Raw genomic sequence first — 15,998 nt, 5'->3', positions numbered from 1 at the left:
TGCCGAACTCCGGCCCCCCACCCGACTGGTTGCCGAATCCCGGCACCCCCACCCGACTGGTTGCCGAGTCCCGGCACCCCAACCCGACTGATTGCGCACAGTTCGCAGGCGAGCGCCAGCGAGCCGGCGAACTGTGCGCAATCAGTCACGGTCAGGCCAGGTGACGGGCTGCCGGGGCGGGACCGGCCGCGCGGCGGACGCGGATCGAGACGAACAGCACGCCCACCAGCACTCCGGCGATGACGCCGAACCCGAGGCGCGGGTTGAGCGGCAGCGCAATGCCGAGCCCACCGCCGATGACCCACGCGATCTGGAGCAGCGTCTCGGACCAGGCGAACGTCTGGCTGCGGACGAGCTCGTCGACGTCGCGCTGGATGACGGCGTCGAGGCTGAGCTTGATGACCTGCGCGCACAGCCCGGCGCTCAGCCCGAGCAGGAGCAGCGTCGGCAGCGAGTACAGCACCGCCGTCACGACCGCGACGGTCACGATGACGATCAACGCGGTCGCGAGGATCCGATCGGGCCGCAGCCCGCTGGCCGCATTGCCGACGAGCGTGCCGAGGGCGTTGCCGGCGCCCGCCGCGCCGACGACGAGCGCGAGGACGAGCGTCCCGCTCCAGCCGGGGATCGGGTGCTCGCGCATGAGGAACGCCATGAAGAACGTCAGGAACCCCGTCAGCACCCGCGCGCCCATGGCGGTCACGAGCCCGGCGCGCACCGATGCCGGGAGCGCCAGCACCCGGCCACGCAGCCGGCGCACCAGTCGCCCGACCACTCCCTGCCGTTCCACACCGGCGAGCACGTCGGAGCCAGCGGGTGTGGGCGGGGGCCGGACCTCCTCGGGGTCGGCCTCACCCGCGGAGTAGTCGACCCGCGCCGGCAGCCGGATGGCGAGCACGGTCGCGACGACGTAGATGACGAACGCGAGCCGCAGCGACCAGTCCGGTCCCACCCGAGCCAGCGCACCGGCGAGCCCACCACCGATCCCCATGCCGGCGACGCCCGCGAGCGCGATCCGCGAGTTCGCGCTGACGAGGGTGAACCCTTCGGGCAGCAGCCGCGGCGTCGTGGCGGAGCGGGTCACGCCATACGCCTTCGCCGCGACGAGACACCCGAGCGCGGCGGGGAAGAGCCACGCCGACCCGGTCGCGACGGCACCGGCGAGCACCCAGCAGAGGAAGGCTCGCAGCGCCACCGTGCCGCCGATCGCCCACCGCCGCCCGTGCCGGAACCGGTCGAGCAGCGGCCCGATGAACGGCGCCAGCAGCGCGAACGGCGCCATGGTCAGCAGCAGGAACTTGGCCACCTCGGCCCGCGCCTCGTCGGTGGGTATCGCGAAGATCGTCCCGGCGAGGCTCACCGTCAGCGCGGCGTCCCCGGCGAGGGTGACGAAGTGCAGCTCGACGAGCCGCGCGAGGCCGCTCTCCTTGGCCCCGGCGGACTCGGCGTAGGCGCGTGCCTTCGTCGCACCAGCCCCCGCGCCGCGGCCGGCGAGCCGTGCGCCTCGTGCGGTGCCGCGCCCGACGAACCGGACCGCCCTGGCCGTGCCGGCCTTCACGCCGTACGGGTCCGGAGCGCCGCGCCGCCCCCGGGGCAGCGCCCCGTCGCGATGAGGATCCGTAGGCCGTCCGCCCGCCACGCGCTCGTCACTCCCCTCGGTGGGTGGCGCCGACTCGGAGTCCGTATGCCGTCCGCCCGCCGCGCGCTCGTCGCGCGCCTCGTTCGTGCGTCCCGCACCGGGCTCGGTCGGGCGTCCGCCCGCCGGCTGCCCGTCGTCGACGGAACGCGTCGGATCGATCTCGGCGGGCCTGCTGCCCACCGAGCGCTCGTCGTGTGGCGCCGTGGGGTCGCGCCAGTCGGCCCCGTCCCCCGGCCACGGAGCATCGTCGCTGCCACTCATCCGGCCCGCTCCTCGATCCGGGGGAGCGAGAAGCGTTCTCCCGCAACGGGTTCCACGAGACCGTCCTCGATGAGCCCGGCCAGGCAGCGGTCCACCTGCGCCTCGTCGCGACCGGGCGCGAGGTCACCCCGCGCCACCGGTTCACTCGCATCGCGCAACGTCTGGACGATGATGCCGCGGACCTGCCGGTCGGTGCCGTGCCAGGCCTGTCCCCGCCGGACCGGGCCCTCATACGCCGGCCGCCCCGCGAGGAACCACGCGCACCGCGCGCTCACCGGACACTCCTCGCAGCGCGGCGCCCGGGCGGTGCACACCAGCGCCCCGAGCTCCATGACGGCGACGTTCCACGTCGCGGCCTCCGCGTCGTCCGCGGGTAGCAGCGACTCGGCCAACGCCACCTCGGCCCGGGTCAGCGACGGCGCCGCCTGGGCAACCCCGTCCACGATGCGTGCCTGCACCCGCCGCACGTTCGTGTCGACGACAACCGAACGGTCGCCGAACGCGAACGCCGCCACCGCCGCAGCCGTGTAGTCCCCGACCCCCGGCAGGGCTCGCAGCTCGTCGAGCCCCCGCGGCACCTCACCCCCGTGCCGCTCGACGATCGCCGCCGCGGCCTCCCGCAGCCGCAACGCCCGGCGCGGGTACCCGAGGCGTCCCCAGGCCCGCACGACCTCGCCCGGTGACTCGGCCGCGAGCGCCGCCGGAGTCGGCCACCGCGACATCCACTCCCGCCAGGCCGGCTCGACCCGGGCGAGCGGCGTCTGCTGCGCCATCACCTCGGACAGCAGCACGCCCCACGGCGAGCACGACGCTTCTCGCCACGGCAGCGGACGCAGGTGGACGGCATACCACTGCAGGATCTCGCGGTGCAACGCACCGCGGTCGGCGGTGGAGAGGGACCGCACGGGTGCGCTCACCGGTCAGACGTAGCGCTCGAGGATGCTGCTCTCGGCGAGCCGGGACAGGCCCTCGCGCACGAGTCGGGCGCGGCCCTCGCCGACGCCGTCGACGCCCATGAGGTCGTCGACGCCGGCGGCGAGCAGCTTCTGGAGGCTGCCGAAGTGGTCGACGAGGCGGTCGACGATGGCGCCGGGCAGGCGCGGCACCTTGGAGAGGAGGCGGTAGCCGAGCGGGCTGACCGAGGAGTCGAGCGCGTCCCCGACGACGGTGAACCCGAGGGCCTTGGCGCCGGCGGCGGGGTCGAGCAGCTCGGTGGCGTCGACGGCGGTGAGGTTCTCGACGGCCTCCTCGACGGTGAGGTTGCCGCGGGACTCGTGGAGGTAGTCGCGGATGACGAGCCCGAGGTCGTCGGAGAGGCCGCCGGTGAGCTCCTCGAGCTGGAGGCTGAGCAGTCGCCCGTCGGTGCCGAGCTGCAGGACGTAGTCGCCGATCTCGTCCTTGATCCGCCGGACCATCTCGAGGCGCTGCAGGACGTTGGCGACGTCGCGGACGGTGACGAGGTCCTCGATCTCGAGCGCCGACAGCGTGCCGGTGACCTCGTCGAGGCGCTGCTTGTAGCGCTCGAGCGTCTGCAGCGCCTGGTTGGCGCGCGACAGGATGGCGCTGGAGTCCTCGAGCACGAACCGGTTGTCGCCGACGTAGAGCGCGACGATCCGCATGGACTGGCTCACCGACACGACGGGGAAGCCGGTCTGCTTCGCGACGCGCTCGGCGGTGCGGTGCCGGGTGCCGGACTCGCTCGTCTCGATGCGCGAGTCGGGCACGAGCTGGGTCGCGGCGCGCAGGATGCGGGTGCCGTCGCGGTCGCAGACGATGGCGCCGTCCATCTTGGCGAGCTCGCGCAGACGCGTCGCGGAGAACTCGACGTCGAGCGGGAACCCGCCGGTGGAGATCTCCTCGACGAGGCGGTCGTGCCCGAAGACGATGAGCGCGCCGGTGCGGCCGCGCAGGATGCGTTCGAGTCCGTCGCGCAGCTCGGTGCCGGGGGCCACCGCGGCGAGCGTCGTCCGCATCAGCTCGTCATCGTCCAGCGGCCCGGCCACGGGTGCCCCTCTCGCAGGTGTCGGCGGTGCGTTCTCGTTGCTGCACGGGAGTCTAACTGCGTGGGTATGCCGTCCCGGGCCTTCGCGTCCCGCCTCGCCGACCGCGAGTCTCGCGGGCCAGCAGGCTGTGCCGTCGCGGGCACGACCGGGCTCGGGTCGCCACCGAGGTCTCGATTCGTGGGAGTTCCGGCGAGTCGAGACCTCGGTGGCGAGCGGAACAACGGAGTCAGCAGACCCAGAAGTTCAGGTCAGGTGGGAGCGGTCAGTGGGCGCGGAACGGGTCAGCGGGCGGGGACGGCGGCGAGCTGGGCAGCCTCCAGCACCGTGGCGACCTCGGTGACCCGCAGCCCGTCGGGAATCGGTCCGCCGCCGACGACGCCCCGAGGCACGATCGCCGACGTGAACCCGAGCCGGGACGCCTCGGCGAGGCGGCGGTGGGCGCCGGTCACCGGGCGCAGCTCGCCGGCGAGCCCGACCTCACCGAACGCGATCGTGCCCGTGGGCAGTGGGGAGTCGTTGATGGCACTCGCGAACGCCAGCGCGAGCGCGAGGTCGGCCGCCGGCTCGGTGATGCGCACGCCCCCGACGGTCGAGGCGAAGACGTCCTTGCGGCCGAGCGGTGCCCGGGCGCAGGTGCCGAGGACCGCGAGGATCATGCCGACCCGGGCCGAGTCGAGGCCGCTCGTCGCGCGGCGCGGGCTCGGCATCTCGGTCGGGTCGACGAGCGCCTGCACCTCGGTGACGAGGGGACGCCGCCCCTCGAGCGTCACGGTGACGCAGGTGCCGGGAACGGCCGCCGTGCGGTTCGACAGGAAGAGCCCACTCGGGTCGGCGAGCCCGGTGATGCCGACGTCGGAGAGGTCGAAGCACCCGACCTCGTCGGTGGGCCCATAGCGGTTCTTCACCGCGCGCACGAGCCGCAACCGACTGTGCCTGTCGCCCTCGAACTGCACGACGACGTCGACGAGGTGCTCGAGCACGCGCGGGCCGGCGATGGACCCGTCCTTGGTCACGTGGCCGACGATGAGGGTCGCGATGCCCCGGGACTTCGCGGCGGAGATGAGGCTGGCCGCGACCTCTCGCACCTGCGCGACGTTGCCGGCGGCACCTTCGACCTCGGCGCTGCTGATCGTCTGCACCGAGTCGACGACGAGCAGGTCGGGCTGGACCTGCTCGATCTGCCCGAGGACGGTCGCGAGGTCGGTCTCGGACGCGAGAAAGAGCGTGCGGGCCATCGCCTCGATCCGCTCGGCCCGGCTGCGCACCTGCGCGGCCGACTCCTCGCCGCTGACGTAGAGCACCCGTCGCTCCTGTCCGGGCGCACCACCGCGGGCCGCGCGACCGGCAACGTCGAGGAGCAGCGTCGACTTGCCGATGCCGGGCTCTCCAGCGACGAGCACGACGGCGCCGGGAACGAGCCCGCCACCGAGGACCCGGTCGAACTCGGGCACGCCGGTGCCCTGTGCCTGCGCGCGCGAGGCGTCAACCTCGCCGATCGGCACGGCCGGGCGCTCGACGGACTTCGCGGCCGTGGTCCGCGCGGCGACCGCACCGACCTCGGTCACCGACCCCCACGCCTGGCACTCGCCGCAGCGGCCGACCCACTTGACGGTCGTCCACCCGCACTCCGTGCACCGGTATGCCGGCCGGTCCCGTTTCGCTGCCATGTCGCCAACCTAGGTCAGGGCTCTGACACCAGCTCGTGCGTCTGCGTGGATGGTCAGGATCCTGACCATCCACGCAGACGCAGGGCATGCGGGGCGCGGGCTCGAGCGCGGGCCAGGTGACCACCGGCGAGCACGAGCGAGGCGGCGGCGCAGGCGGCCCACAACGTGGTGGGCCCGATGTCGAGCAGGGGCGCGCCGATGAACGGTGCGGCCACGGTGGCGACTCCCCAGGACAGCCCGAACACCGTCATCACCGCGGCCCCCAGACCCGGGCCGCCCATCCGTGCAGCCGTCGCCTGGTAGGTCCCGAGCAGGAACGCCCCGCTCGCGCCTTCGAGCACCGCCCCCGCGACGAGGCCGGCGATGTGGCCGGTCGCCCACAGCCCGAGGCCGGCGGCAAGGACGAGGTGACCGATGACGAGGAGGCGCGCGGGCGGCATACGGGTCTCGACGCGGGCAAGGACGCGTTGCGCGGCGATGGCCGCCGCCGCCGCAACGGCCAGGAGCCAGCCGGTCGTGGACGTCGAGTGGCCGGCGAGGTCGACGGCCAGTGGCAGCATGAAGACGATGACCATGACGAGCGTCGCGTAGGCCGTGCCGACGCCGGTCCACACGAGCAGCCGTCGAGTGAGGGCGGCGCGCCACGGCGAGGGGTGACGCTGCGCGCGGGCGGAGGGCAGCAGCAGGAAGGCCGCCACCGCCGCGAGGGCGCTCGACACGGCGTCGCAGACGAAGATCGCCGACACGCCCCAGCGGCCGAGGACGGCGGCGATGAGCCCGGACAGCACGCCCGCGACCGAGAGCGTCGACCACAGCAGCGCGAAGGCCGACGCCTGCCGGGTGGCGTCGATCGTCTCGGCGATGACGGCCTGGGTGGCGGGTTCGACGAGCTCGTAGGCGAGGCCGAGCGCGAGGACCGCCCCGACGACGACGGGAACCGACTCACCGAGCCCGATGGCGAGCAGGGCTGCGGCGCAGGCGAGCAGGCCGCCGATGATCGTCCAGCGGGCGCCGACGCGGGTCGCGAGGACGCCGCCGAGGATGCGGCTCGGGATGGTGCACGCGCCGAAGACGGCGAGGACGAGGCCCACGGCCGACAGCGACATGCCGAGGTCCCGGGCGAGCCTCAGCCCGAGGAAGCTCATGCCGAACCCGCCGAGCCGGTTGACGACCCGCACCGCCACGACGGCGTGCAGGACCGAGCTCGGCTTCGTCAGGGGCACGCGTCAGACCGTATGCCGTCCCGCCGACACCCGCGGCCCGCGCACCTTGGGCGCGCGGACGGCATACGGGCACACGACCGCGACGCCGCGGCCATCCGGACGGAACGGCGAAGGTCCGGACGGAAAGTTTCCGTCCGGACCTTCACGATTTGCTCCCCAGGAGCAAAACGAAACGTGGCGTCAGCCGGCGACGACGTTGAGCGCGACCTTGGCCTGCACCTCGGGGTGCAGCCGGACGAGCGCCTCGTGGGAGCCCGTGGTCTTGATCGGGGCCGGGACCTCGATCTTGCGCTTGTCGAGCTCGGTGCCGATGGCGTCCTTCACCGCGGCCGCGATGTCGGCGGTGGAGACAGCGCCGAAGAGGCGACCCTCCGAGCCGGCGTGGGCGGTGACGTTGACCGGCTTGGCCTCGAGGTTGCCCTTGATCGACTGGGCCTCCTCGAGCGACTTCACCTCGCGGACCTCGCGGCCCTTGGCGATGGCGTCGACCTGCTTCTGGCCGCCCTTGGTCCATGCCGTCGCGAGGCCGCGGCGGAAGAGGAAGTTGCGGGCGTAGCCGTCCTTGACGTCGACGACGTCACCGGCGGTGCCGAGGTTCGAGACCTCGTGGGTCAGGATGACCTTCATCTGTCAGCTCTCCTTGTCTGCTGTCGGGTGCTGCGTCAGCGAGACGAGCTGGAGTAGGGCAGGAGCGCCATCTCGCGGGCGTTCTTCACCGCGTTGGCGATGAGACGCTGCTCCTGGACGGACACGCCCGTCACCCGACGCGCGCGGATCTTGCCGCGGTCGGAGATGAACTTGCGCAGCAGCGCAGTGTCCTTGTAGTCGATGTTCTCGACCTTCGCCGCCTTGAGCGGGTTGGCCTTCTTCTTGGGCTTGCGCACAACTGGCTTGGCCATCGTGGTGCTCTCCTTTTCGCTGATTCCTCAGCGGATGAGCCCTGGTCTCCCAGGGATGGTTGTTTCTTGTCTGGACGGGTCAGGGTCGACCCGGTGATGGCTCGGCGACGATCCGGACGTGCGCGCGGTGGCGACGTGCGCTCAGGAGCCGAGCCCGAGGTGACTCAGAAGGGGGGCTCGTCGTAGGACGGGGCGTTGCCCCAGCCACCCTGCTGACCCTGACCCTGCTGGCCACCCTGCGGCTGGCCCTGCTGGCCGCCGCCCTGGTTCCAGCCGCCACCCGGCTGGCCGCCCTGCTGCCCGCCACCCTGAGGTGCCGAGCCGCCGGTCGCCCACGGGTCCTGCTGGCCGCCGCCGAAGCCGCCGCCACCCTGGTCGCCGCCGAAACCACCGCCGCCACCGCCGCGACTGGTCTTGTTGACCTTCGCGGTCGCGTAGCGCATCGAAGGGCCGACCTCGTCGACGTCCATCTCGATGACGGTGCGCTTCTCGCCCTCCTTGGTCTCGTACGAGCGAGACTTCAGACGGCCGGTGACGATGACGCGCATGCCCCGCTGGAGGGACTCGGCGACGTTCTCCGCCGCGTCACGCCACACCGAGCAGCGCATGAACAGCGTCTCGCCGTCCTTCCACTCGTTGGACTGCCGGTCGAACGTGCGCGGCGTCGAGGCCACGGTGAAGTTCGCGACGGCAGCACCCGACGGGGTGAAGCGCAGCTCGGGGTCGCCGGTCAAGTTCCCGACGATGGTGATGACGGTCTCGCCTGCCATGGATCAGATCCCCTTTGGTCTGGGCGGAAGGTGCGATCAGGTGGGTATGCCGTGTGGCTGGGTCAGTGGTGAGTGATCGACTCTGCGCTCAGGCAGAGGGACGAAGCAGCTTCGTCCGCATGATCGTCTCGTTGAGCCCGAGCTGACGGTCGAGCTCCTTGGCCGTGGCCGGCTCCGAGGTGAAGTTGACGACGGCGTAGATGCCCTCGGCCTTCTTCTTGATCTCGTAGGCCAGGCGGCGACGACCCCAGATGTCGACGTTGTCGACGGTGCCGCCGTCCTTGGTGATGACGGTGAGGAACTTCTCGAGCGACGGCTGAACCGTCCGGTCGTCGAGCTCGGGGTCGAGGATGACCATGAGTTCGTACTGACGCATGCGTTAACCCGCCTCCTTCGGTCTGAACGGTCACGGTCTCTCCGTGACAGGAGGGTATGCACTGCTGCCGACAGCGCCGTGGAGTTGTCCACAGGGCACAGGCAACCGGTCAAGAGTACCGGCTCACCGGCACTCGGCCGAAATCGCCGGAGCCGCCGTCAGCCGGGGCGTCGACGGAGGCGTCGCCGGAGGTGTCGGCGGAGGTGTCGACGGAGGCGTTGGCGGGGCCCGCAGGGTCCTCGACCACGGGTTGCCGCTCGGTCGCGACCTGCCACGCCCGCACGGCGAGCCAGCACACGGCGAGGACGCGCACGAGGAGCGCGGCGGCATACCAGGACGGCGGCAGCGCACGGTTGGTGCCGGCACCGCCGAGGTGGAGCCACACGGTGACGAAGTGGACGCCCTCCGCGAGCGCCCACACGAGGTGGTCGCGCCAGCGCAGCCCGGCGAGGGCGACGAGCGGCACGAGCCACAGGGAGGCCTGCACGGGGAACGACTTGCCCGAGACGAGGGCCACCGCGACGACGAGCAGCGCCACCGCACCGAGCCGCGGCGTGACCGGCGCGCCGAGGACGAGCAGGCCGGCGAGGACGAGCGCGAGGCCGATGCCGACGATGCTCACGCCGGTGAGGACAGGGGCCGACCAGGGGTCCCCGGCGAGGGTCGGGAGGTACCAGACCGACCCGAGCCCGGCCGGCAGGTCGATCCACGTCCGCCAGGCGCGGGTCAGGGTGCCCGGCGACAGGGCGAGCAGCGGCAGCGCCACGACCGCGACGGTCGCGAGGGCGCCGCCGACGAGCCGGGGCAGCTCGCGCTCGCGCCCGGTGCGCCACGCGAACAACGCGACGACGACGAGCAGCAGGGCCGGGTAGGTGCGGGCCATGACCCCGGCACCGAGGAGGGCGCCGGCGAGCAGTGGTTGTCTGCGGGTCCAGGCCCACAGGCCGCTCGTCGCGAGGGCGACGCCGAGGAGGTCGGGTGACAGCAGCACGGTGAGGGCGGCGACGGGGGCGAGGACGACCATGCGCGGGTCGGTGCCGAGTGGGCGGTCGGTCGCCGAGCGCGCGGTCGCCACCCACCACGCCATCGCCGCGAGGCCCACGACGGAGAGGACGGCCCAGGCTGCGATCACCCACCGTTGGGTGGCGAGCGCGCCCTCGCCGGGCGCGGGGCCGGCGAGCAGGGACATGACGGCACCGGTGAGCGGCGGCTGGTCGAGCGGGACCGAGCCGGTGAGGTATGCCGTGAGGCCGGCTTCGGCGCCGCTCGTCTCGGTGGTCACGGCGAGGTCGGAGTAGCAGAAGCGCCAGAACGGGAGCTGCCCGCCCCAGCCCCGCTGGAGGCAGGGCGCCTGCTTCCACACGGCGACCAGGACGGGCAGCGCGGCGAGGAGGACGACGGCCGGCGAGAACGCCCCGGCGCCCGCGGAGGAACCGCGCGCCGGACCTCGCTCCCGAGACGGCGTCGTCATGGACCTGGCGTCAGCCGGAGCCGGGGGTGGCGTCGTTGTTGCCGCCGCCCCCACCCCCGCCGCCTCCGCCGTTGCCCGGGGGTACCGGGATGGTGATCGTCGGCTCCGGTTGGCTCGGCTCCGGGGTCGGCGTCGGCTTCGGGGTCGTGGGCTCCGGTGTCGGCGTCGGGCTCGGCGTCGTCGGCTCGGGCGTGGACGTCGAGGGTTCCGGCTCGGGACGGGAGGTCTCGGGCCTGGACGTCTCCTCGTTGCTGTCGCTGTCGTCGTTGTTGTTCTCGGGCCGCTGGGTCTGCTTGGGTGCGGCGTCGCGGTTGACGTAGGCCGGCTCCGGGAACTTCACGACCTCCATGCCTTCGGTGGCGACGCGCATGTAGTCGGTCCAGATGCGCACGGGGATCGTGCCGCCGGTGATGTTGCCCCACCCGGGCACGTCCTTCATCTGGTTCGCCTCCTTCTGCGACCCGTCGCCCTCGAACATGCCGACGGCCGTGGCGAGCTGGGGGACGAACCCGTCGAACCAGGCGGAGTACTGGTCGCTCGACGTGCCGGTCTTGCCGGCAGCCGGACGATCGAGGCGGCGGCCGGCATACTCACCGCTGCCCTCGTCGACGACCGCCTGCATCGCGTAGACGACGTCGGCGACGACGTCCTCCTCGAAGACCCGCTTGGTCACCGGCTTCGCGGTGTAGTCGAAGGACTCGTCGACGGAGGTGACCGACTTGACGTAGTACGGCGTCGCCCGGACGCCCTTGGCCGCCAGCGTCGCGTAGGCGTTGGCCATGTCGATGACCTTGACGCTGTCGGTGCCGAGGACGTTGGCGTAGTTCGGGCTGAGCTTGGTCGTCACACCGGCGGCCGCGGCTGCCGCGGAGGTCTTCTTGGGGCCGGCCTCGATGTTGAGGCGCGCGTAGACGGTGTTCACCGAGTTGGCCGTCGCCCGGATGAGGTTGATCCGCCCGAAGTCCTCGTCGTTGTAGTTGTTCACGCCCCCGCGGCGGCTGAACTCGGTCTTGCCCGCGGGGTTCTCGAACTCCTCGAAGAACTGCGGGCTCTGGCCCGGGAAGGTGTTGCGGAGGTTGATCTCGCCGGACTGCAGCGCCGCGATGAGCGCGAAGACCTTGAAGGTCGACCCGGCCTGCATCGTGTCCTGGGTGGCGGTGTTGCGCTCGCGCTTGGCGAAGTCGGCCCCGCCGTAGAGCGCCTCGACCGCTCCGTCACCCGGCTTGACCGAGGCGAGGCCGACGTTGAGGTTCTTCGTCCCCTCGAGCCGGTCCGCGATGGCCTCTTGGGCGGCCTTCTGCTTCTTGACGTCGATCGTCGTGACGATCCGCAGGCCGCCTCGCGAGATGTCCGAGTCCGAGAGCTTGACCTTCTGGGAGAGCTCGTCCTTGACGAGCTGCACCGCGTACCCGTTGGGGCCGGAGACCTTCGGCGGGCTGTACTTGACGAAGCTCTCGGGGAACGTCGCCTTCGCGCGGTCCTCCGGCGAGAGCCAGCCCTCGGTCACCATGGCGTCGAGGATGTATGCCGACCGGCTCTTCGCGCGCTCGACCTGGCTGTCGCCGAGGCGGGGGTCGTAGAGGGACGGGCCGCGGATCACCGAGGCGAGGAAGGCACCCTCGGCGGGGGTGAGCTTGCTGACGTCCTTGCCGAAGTACGCCTTCGACGCGGTCTGGATGCCGTAGGCACCGCGGCCGTAGTAGATCGTGTTGAGGTAGTTCGCGAGGATCTCGTCCTTGGACTGCTGCCCGTCGATCTTGAGGGAGATCAGGATCTCCTTGCCCTTGCGGGTGAGGGTGCGGTCCTGGGTGAGGAAGTAGTTCTTCACGTACTGCTGGGTGATCGTCGAGCCACCCTGGGTGGCCTCACCACCCTTGATCGCCACCCACACGGCCCGCGCGATGCCGGTCGGTGAGATGCCGTTGTTCTGGTAGAAGTCGCGGTCCTCGGCGGCGACGAAGGCGCGCTGGACGTGCAGCGGCACCTGCGACAGCTCCACCGACTCCCGGTTGCCCTCGGAGTCGGAGATGCGGCCCATCTCGGTCTTGCCGTCGGCGAAGTAGACGATCGAGGTCTGGGCCGTCGCCAGGTCGTTCGGCTTGGGCGTGTCGATGAGGGCGTAGGCGACACCGACGGTCGCGACGCCGAGGAGGAAGAGCGCCAGCAGGGTGTAGAGGATGCGGCGCGGCCAGGAGCGTCGACCGGAGGGGCGCGGCTGGCGCGGCTGGCGCGGCTGGCGCGAGGACGCCTTCGTGGTGCGGCGAGCCTCGGCTCGCGTACGGGGCGTGGAGCTCATCAAGGATCTTTCGAGGCGCGGAAAAAAGCGGGCAGGAGCGCACCGGCCGCGGTGCCGCGAGCGCTCATCCAGTATGACGCGCGGAACCTGTGAGTGCCGTTCAGGACCTGTGACGATCGTCTGGATGTATCGCCACGATATAACGCTGTTGTACAGTGACGACTGACAAGCGCGAGGTTTGTCAGGTGACCGGCGATGGAGGTGAGACACCGTGAGCAAGCGGTCCGAACTGCTCGACTTCGCCCTCCTCGGGCTGCTGCACGAGGGACCGGCCCACGGCTACGAGCTGCGGCGCCGGCTCAACGAGGCCCTCGGCGCCTTCCGTGCCCTGTCCTACGGCACCCTCTACCCGGCGCTGTCGGGGCTGCTCGACCGCGGGCTCATCGCCCAGTCGACCCCGGCCGGCAAGCCCGTCCCCGCCGCGGCCGGCTCGGCACGCGCGACGGGACGCAACCGGATCGTCTACGAGATCACCGCCGCCGGCAAGGAGGCCTTCGAGGAGGCCGCCCGCCGCATCGACGCCGCGGCCTACGACGACGACGGCTTCGGGGTGCGGCTCGCCTTCTTTGCCCGGACCGAGGCCGACGTGCGGCTGCGGATCCTCGAGGGCCGGCGCTCGCGCGTCGAGGAGCAGCTCGAGACCGTGCGCGCCAACTCGGCCAAGGCCCGCGAGCGCCTCGACCAGTGGACCGCTGCGCTGGCCCAGCACGGCGAGGACAGCCAGGAGCGCGAGGTCCGCTGGCTCACCGAGCTCATCGACGCCGAGCGGCGTCATCCGAACGACCCGGGGCCGCAGCCCTAGGTCCAGCCACTCGTTCCCGGCCCGACACCGGCCCGTCACGGGCGAGGCGTTGACTGGCCACCCGACCGGAACACCCGACCCCGACCACACGACCACCAGACCGACAGACCAATCCCCTGCCACACGGCATACCGCCGAGAACGGCAACCCCACCAGAAGGAGAACACCATCATGGGTTCGATCCGCGTCGCCATCGTCGGCGTCGGTAACTGCGCGAGCTCGCTCGTGCAGGGCGTCGAGTACTACAAGGATGCAGACCCGTCGGGCACCGTCCCCGGCCTCATGCACGTCCAGTTCGGCGACTACCACGTCAAGGACGTCGAGTTCGTCGCGGCGTTCGACGTCGACGACAAGAAGGTCGGCAAGGACCTCGCCGAGGCCATCAACGCCTCGGAGAACAACACCATCAAGATCGCCGACGTCCCCACGAGCGGTGTCGAGGTCCAGCGCGGCCACACCCTCGACGGCATCGGCAAGTACTACGCGCAGACGATCGACGAGTCCCCGGCCGAGCCGGTCGACGTCGTCCAGGCGCTCAAGGACGCCAAGGTCGACGTGCTCGTCTCCTACCTGCCGGTGGGGTCGGAGCAGGCCGACAAGTTCTACGCGCAGTGCGCGATCGACGCGGGTGTCGCCTTCGTCAACGCGCTGCCGGTCTTCATCGCCTCCGACCCGGAGTGGGCGGCGAAGTTCGAGGCCGCCGGTGTGCCGATCATCGGTGACGACATCAAGTCCCAGGTCGGCGCGACGATCACGCACCGCGTCATGGCCAAGCTGTTCGAGGACCGCGGCGTCACGCTGGACCGCACCTACCAGCTCAACGTCGGCGGCAACATGGACTTCAAGAACATGCTCGAGCGCGAGCGCCTGGAGTCCAAGAAGGTGTCGAAGACGCAGGCCGTGACGTCGAACCTCGACGGCCCGCTCGCGGGCAAGATCGACGACAAGAACGTCCACATCGGCCCGTCGGACTACGTCGCCTGGCTCGACGACCGCAAGTGGGCCTACGTCCGCCTCGAGGGTCGCGCGTTCGGTGACGTGCCGCTGAACCTCGAGTACAAGCTCGAGGTGTGGGACTCGCCGAACTCGGCGGGCATCATCATCGACGCCATCCGTGCGGCGAAGATCGCCAAGGACCGCGGCATCGGCGGCGCCCTGCTGTCGGCGTCGTCCTACCTCATGAAGTCCCCGCCGGAGCAGCGTGAGGACACCGAGGGCCGCGCGAAGCTCGAGGCCTTCATCGCAGGTACCGAGGAGCGCTGACGCTCTGATCCCACGTATTGCCCGTTTGGGCTCCATCTCGTGCCGGTGCGCCGGCGCTGGAACGGCCCAGACGGGCAATACATGGTGTGGGGGTCAGTTGCCCGCGGGGGCGAGGTAGACGACGGCACCGGTCGTCGTCACGCAGCGCACGGGCGTGCCGCCGTCGCAGGTGAGGGAGTACCACTTCTTCGTGACGGGGCTGCGCACGCGCAGGCTCGCCTCGCCGTCCGGGGTGCCTTCGTCGCGGTATGCCGTCCGCACCGACTCGGAGAACTCGCAGCTCGTGCGCTCGGTCCCGGCGTAGGCGCTGGCGACGGCATCGGTGCCGGCGGTCGAGCAGAGTCGCGCTCCGGCGGGGATCTGCACCGGCGTGGGGGACGGTGACGAGGGCGTCGGCGTGGGGGACGGCGTCGATGTCGGTGACGCGGCCCCGCCGGAGGGCGTCTGCGAGGGCGCTTGGGCGGAGGACGCCGTGTCGCCGGCCTCCTCCTCGGTCTGGGACGCCTGCGCCGAGGACGCGGCGCTTGCCTGCTCCGGGCCGCCCGACCCGAAGATCCGGGTCAACGCGAGTGCACCGATGACGGTGAGCACGAGGAACGTCGCGACCATCGCCAGCGCTCGTCCGAGCGGGAACGGCCGTCGGTCGCGCTCCACCTCGGTCTCGACGTCCGGGTCGACGGGCGCTGCGTCGACGGCGGTGCCGACGCCGAGGAGGGCGCCGAGCTCGACGCGAGCCCCGCACTGGGAGCAGTACTGCGCGGTGCCCTCGAGCGCGGCGCCGCAGGAGCGGCATGACATGACGAGTCCTTCATCAGGGGGAACGCGGCGAGGTGGCGCACTCGCAGGCGCGCCGCCTCGGCAGCCCACCCTAACGGCGACGCCGCGCACCTCGAAATGCGCGGACGGCATACGCCCCCGGCACCGGACCCGTCCGGGGCCGCGGGGGTGGTCATGTTGGTTTCACCCTCGATGACGGATAAGTGTTCATGCACACCTATCCGTCATCGACGGTGAACAAGCAGGGTCGAGTCATCCCACCTGTGCAGCGGCGTTCGTGGTTACCGCGCCGTAGTGGATACGGTTCGCCGTATGCCGCACCACGTCGTCTCCGATCTCGTCGCCAACGTCCTGTCGATCGCCGTCGAGAAGGGTCAGAGCGTCGAGCCGGGCACCGAGATCGCCCTGCTCGAGTCGATGAAGATGGAGATCCCCGTCCTCACCGAGCACGCGGGGACGGTGAGTGAGGTCAAGGTCGAGGTCGGCGACGTCGTCCAGGAAGGCGACATCCTCGCCGTCATCGACTGAGCGAGGTCGTCGCGCCGCACCGA

At 71.5% G+C, this 15,998-nt stretch carries 15 protein-coding genes; 3 read left to right on the top strand and 12 right to left on the bottom strand.

Going from position 1 to position 15,998, the window contains the following annotated elements; genetic code table 11:
* Nucleotides 1-151: 151 nt before the first annotated feature.
* The 11 genes from BCF74_RS08320 to BCF74_RS08270 form a co-directional block, all read right to left on the bottom strand.
* On the bottom strand, nucleotides 152-1,900 hold the full coding sequence (locus BCF74_RS08320; protein ID WP_170070176.1) for an MFS transporter: 1,749 nt from the start codon (nucleotides 1,898-1,900) through the stop codon (nucleotides 152-154).
* On the bottom strand, nucleotides 1,897-2,817 hold the full coding sequence (locus tag BCF74_RS08315) for an HhH-GPD family protein (RefSeq protein WP_425432812.1): 921 nt from the start codon (nucleotides 2,815-2,817) through the stop codon (nucleotides 1,897-1,899). Before BCF74_RS08315 ends, BCF74_RS08320 begins: the two co-directional genes overlap by 4 nt.
* Nucleotides 2,818-2,820: 3 nt before the next feature.
* Entirely contained in the window at nucleotides 2,821-3,873 is a 1,053-nt protein-coding gene (gene disA, locus BCF74_RS08310) for a DNA integrity scanning diadenylate cyclase DisA (RefSeq protein WP_106297521.1), read from the bottom strand.
* A gap of 311 nt (nucleotides 3,874-4,184) precedes the next feature.
* Nucleotides 4,185-5,570 (bottom strand): DNA repair protein RadA, encoded by a 1,386-nt coding sequence (gene radA / locus BCF74_RS08305; protein ID WP_106297489.1) that lies wholly within the window; start codon nucleotides 5,568-5,570, stop codon nucleotides 4,185-4,187.
* A 53-nt stretch (nucleotides 5,571-5,623) separates the two neighbouring features.
* Nucleotides 5,624-6,793, bottom strand: coding sequence for an MFS transporter (locus tag BCF74_RS08300; RefSeq protein WP_106297488.1), 1,170 nt, complete (start codon nucleotides 6,791-6,793; stop codon nucleotides 5,624-5,626).
* A gap of 180 nt (nucleotides 6,794-6,973) precedes the next feature.
* Nucleotides 6,974-7,420, bottom strand: coding sequence for a 50S ribosomal protein L9 (gene rplI, locus BCF74_RS08295; protein ID WP_106297487.1), 447 nt, complete (start codon nucleotides 7,418-7,420; stop codon nucleotides 6,974-6,976).
* A gap of 35 nt (nucleotides 7,421-7,455) precedes the next feature.
* Complete coding sequence (gene rpsR, locus BCF74_RS08290; RefSeq protein ID WP_035904052.1) at nucleotides 7,456-7,692, bottom strand: 30S ribosomal protein S18; 237 nt, start codon at nucleotides 7,690-7,692, stop codon at nucleotides 7,456-7,458.
* A gap of 164 nt (nucleotides 7,693-7,856) precedes the next feature.
* The gene (locus BCF74_RS08285) at nucleotides 7,857-8,462 is read right to left on the bottom strand and encodes a single-stranded DNA-binding protein (protein WP_106297486.1); all 606 of its coding nucleotides are present in this window, start codon (nucleotides 8,460-8,462) and stop codon (nucleotides 7,857-7,859) included.
* Nucleotides 8,463-8,550: 88 nt separating this feature from the next.
* Nucleotides 8,551-8,838 carry a 30S ribosomal protein S6 gene (rpsF, locus tag BCF74_RS08280; protein WP_106297485.1) on the bottom strand — a complete coding sequence of 96 codons (288 nt, stop codon included), beginning with the start codon at nucleotides 8,836-8,838 and terminating at the stop codon, nucleotides 8,551-8,553.
* Nucleotides 8,839-8,947: 109 nt separating this feature from the next.
* Nucleotides 8,948-10,309 (bottom strand): hypothetical protein, encoded by a 1,362-nt coding sequence (locus tag BCF74_RS08275; RefSeq protein WP_106297484.1) that lies wholly within the window; start codon nucleotides 10,307-10,309, stop codon nucleotides 8,948-8,950.
* Nucleotides 10,310-10,319: 10 nt separating this feature from the next.
* Complete coding sequence (locus BCF74_RS08270) at nucleotides 10,320-12,605, bottom strand: transglycosylase domain-containing protein (RefSeq protein WP_106297483.1); 2,286 nt, start codon at nucleotides 12,603-12,605, stop codon at nucleotides 10,320-10,322.
* Nucleotides 12,606-12,816: 211 nt separating this feature from the next.
* Between BCF74_RS08270 and BCF74_RS08265 the strand changes: the two genes are divergently transcribed.
* On the top strand, nucleotides 12,817-13,407 hold the full coding sequence (locus tag BCF74_RS08265) for a PadR family transcriptional regulator (RefSeq protein WP_106297482.1): 591 nt from the start codon (nucleotides 12,817-12,819) through the stop codon (nucleotides 13,405-13,407).
* 171 nt (nucleotides 13,408-13,578) lie between these two features.
* Entirely contained in the window at nucleotides 13,579-14,670 is a 1,092-nt protein-coding gene (locus BCF74_RS08260) for an inositol-3-phosphate synthase (protein WP_106297481.1), read from the top strand.
* A gap of 93 nt (nucleotides 14,671-14,763) precedes the next feature.
* Here the strand turns inward: BCF74_RS08260 and BCF74_RS08255 are convergent, their stop codons facing one another.
* Nucleotides 14,764-15,468, bottom strand: coding sequence for a zinc ribbon domain-containing protein (locus BCF74_RS08255; RefSeq protein ID WP_106297480.1), 705 nt, complete (start codon nucleotides 15,466-15,468; stop codon nucleotides 14,764-14,766).
* Between the two features lie 291 nt (nucleotides 15,469-15,759).
* On the opposite strand from BCF74_RS08255, the gene BCF74_RS08250 reads away from it, so the two are divergent.
* The gene (locus BCF74_RS08250) at nucleotides 15,760-15,975 is read left to right on the top strand and encodes a biotin/lipoyl-binding carrier protein (RefSeq protein WP_106297479.1); all 216 of its coding nucleotides are present in this window, start codon (nucleotides 15,760-15,762) and stop codon (nucleotides 15,973-15,975) included.
* Nucleotides 15,976-15,998: the final 23 nt, after the last annotated feature.

Origin of the sequence: Knoellia remsis (assembly GCF_003002895.1) — a bacterium.
In the GTDB taxonomy this organism is placed as follows: domain Bacteria; phylum Actinomycetota; class Actinomycetes; order Actinomycetales; family Dermatophilaceae; genus Knoellia; species Knoellia remsis.
This window is presented reverse-complemented; position numbering and strand designations above follow the sequence as displayed.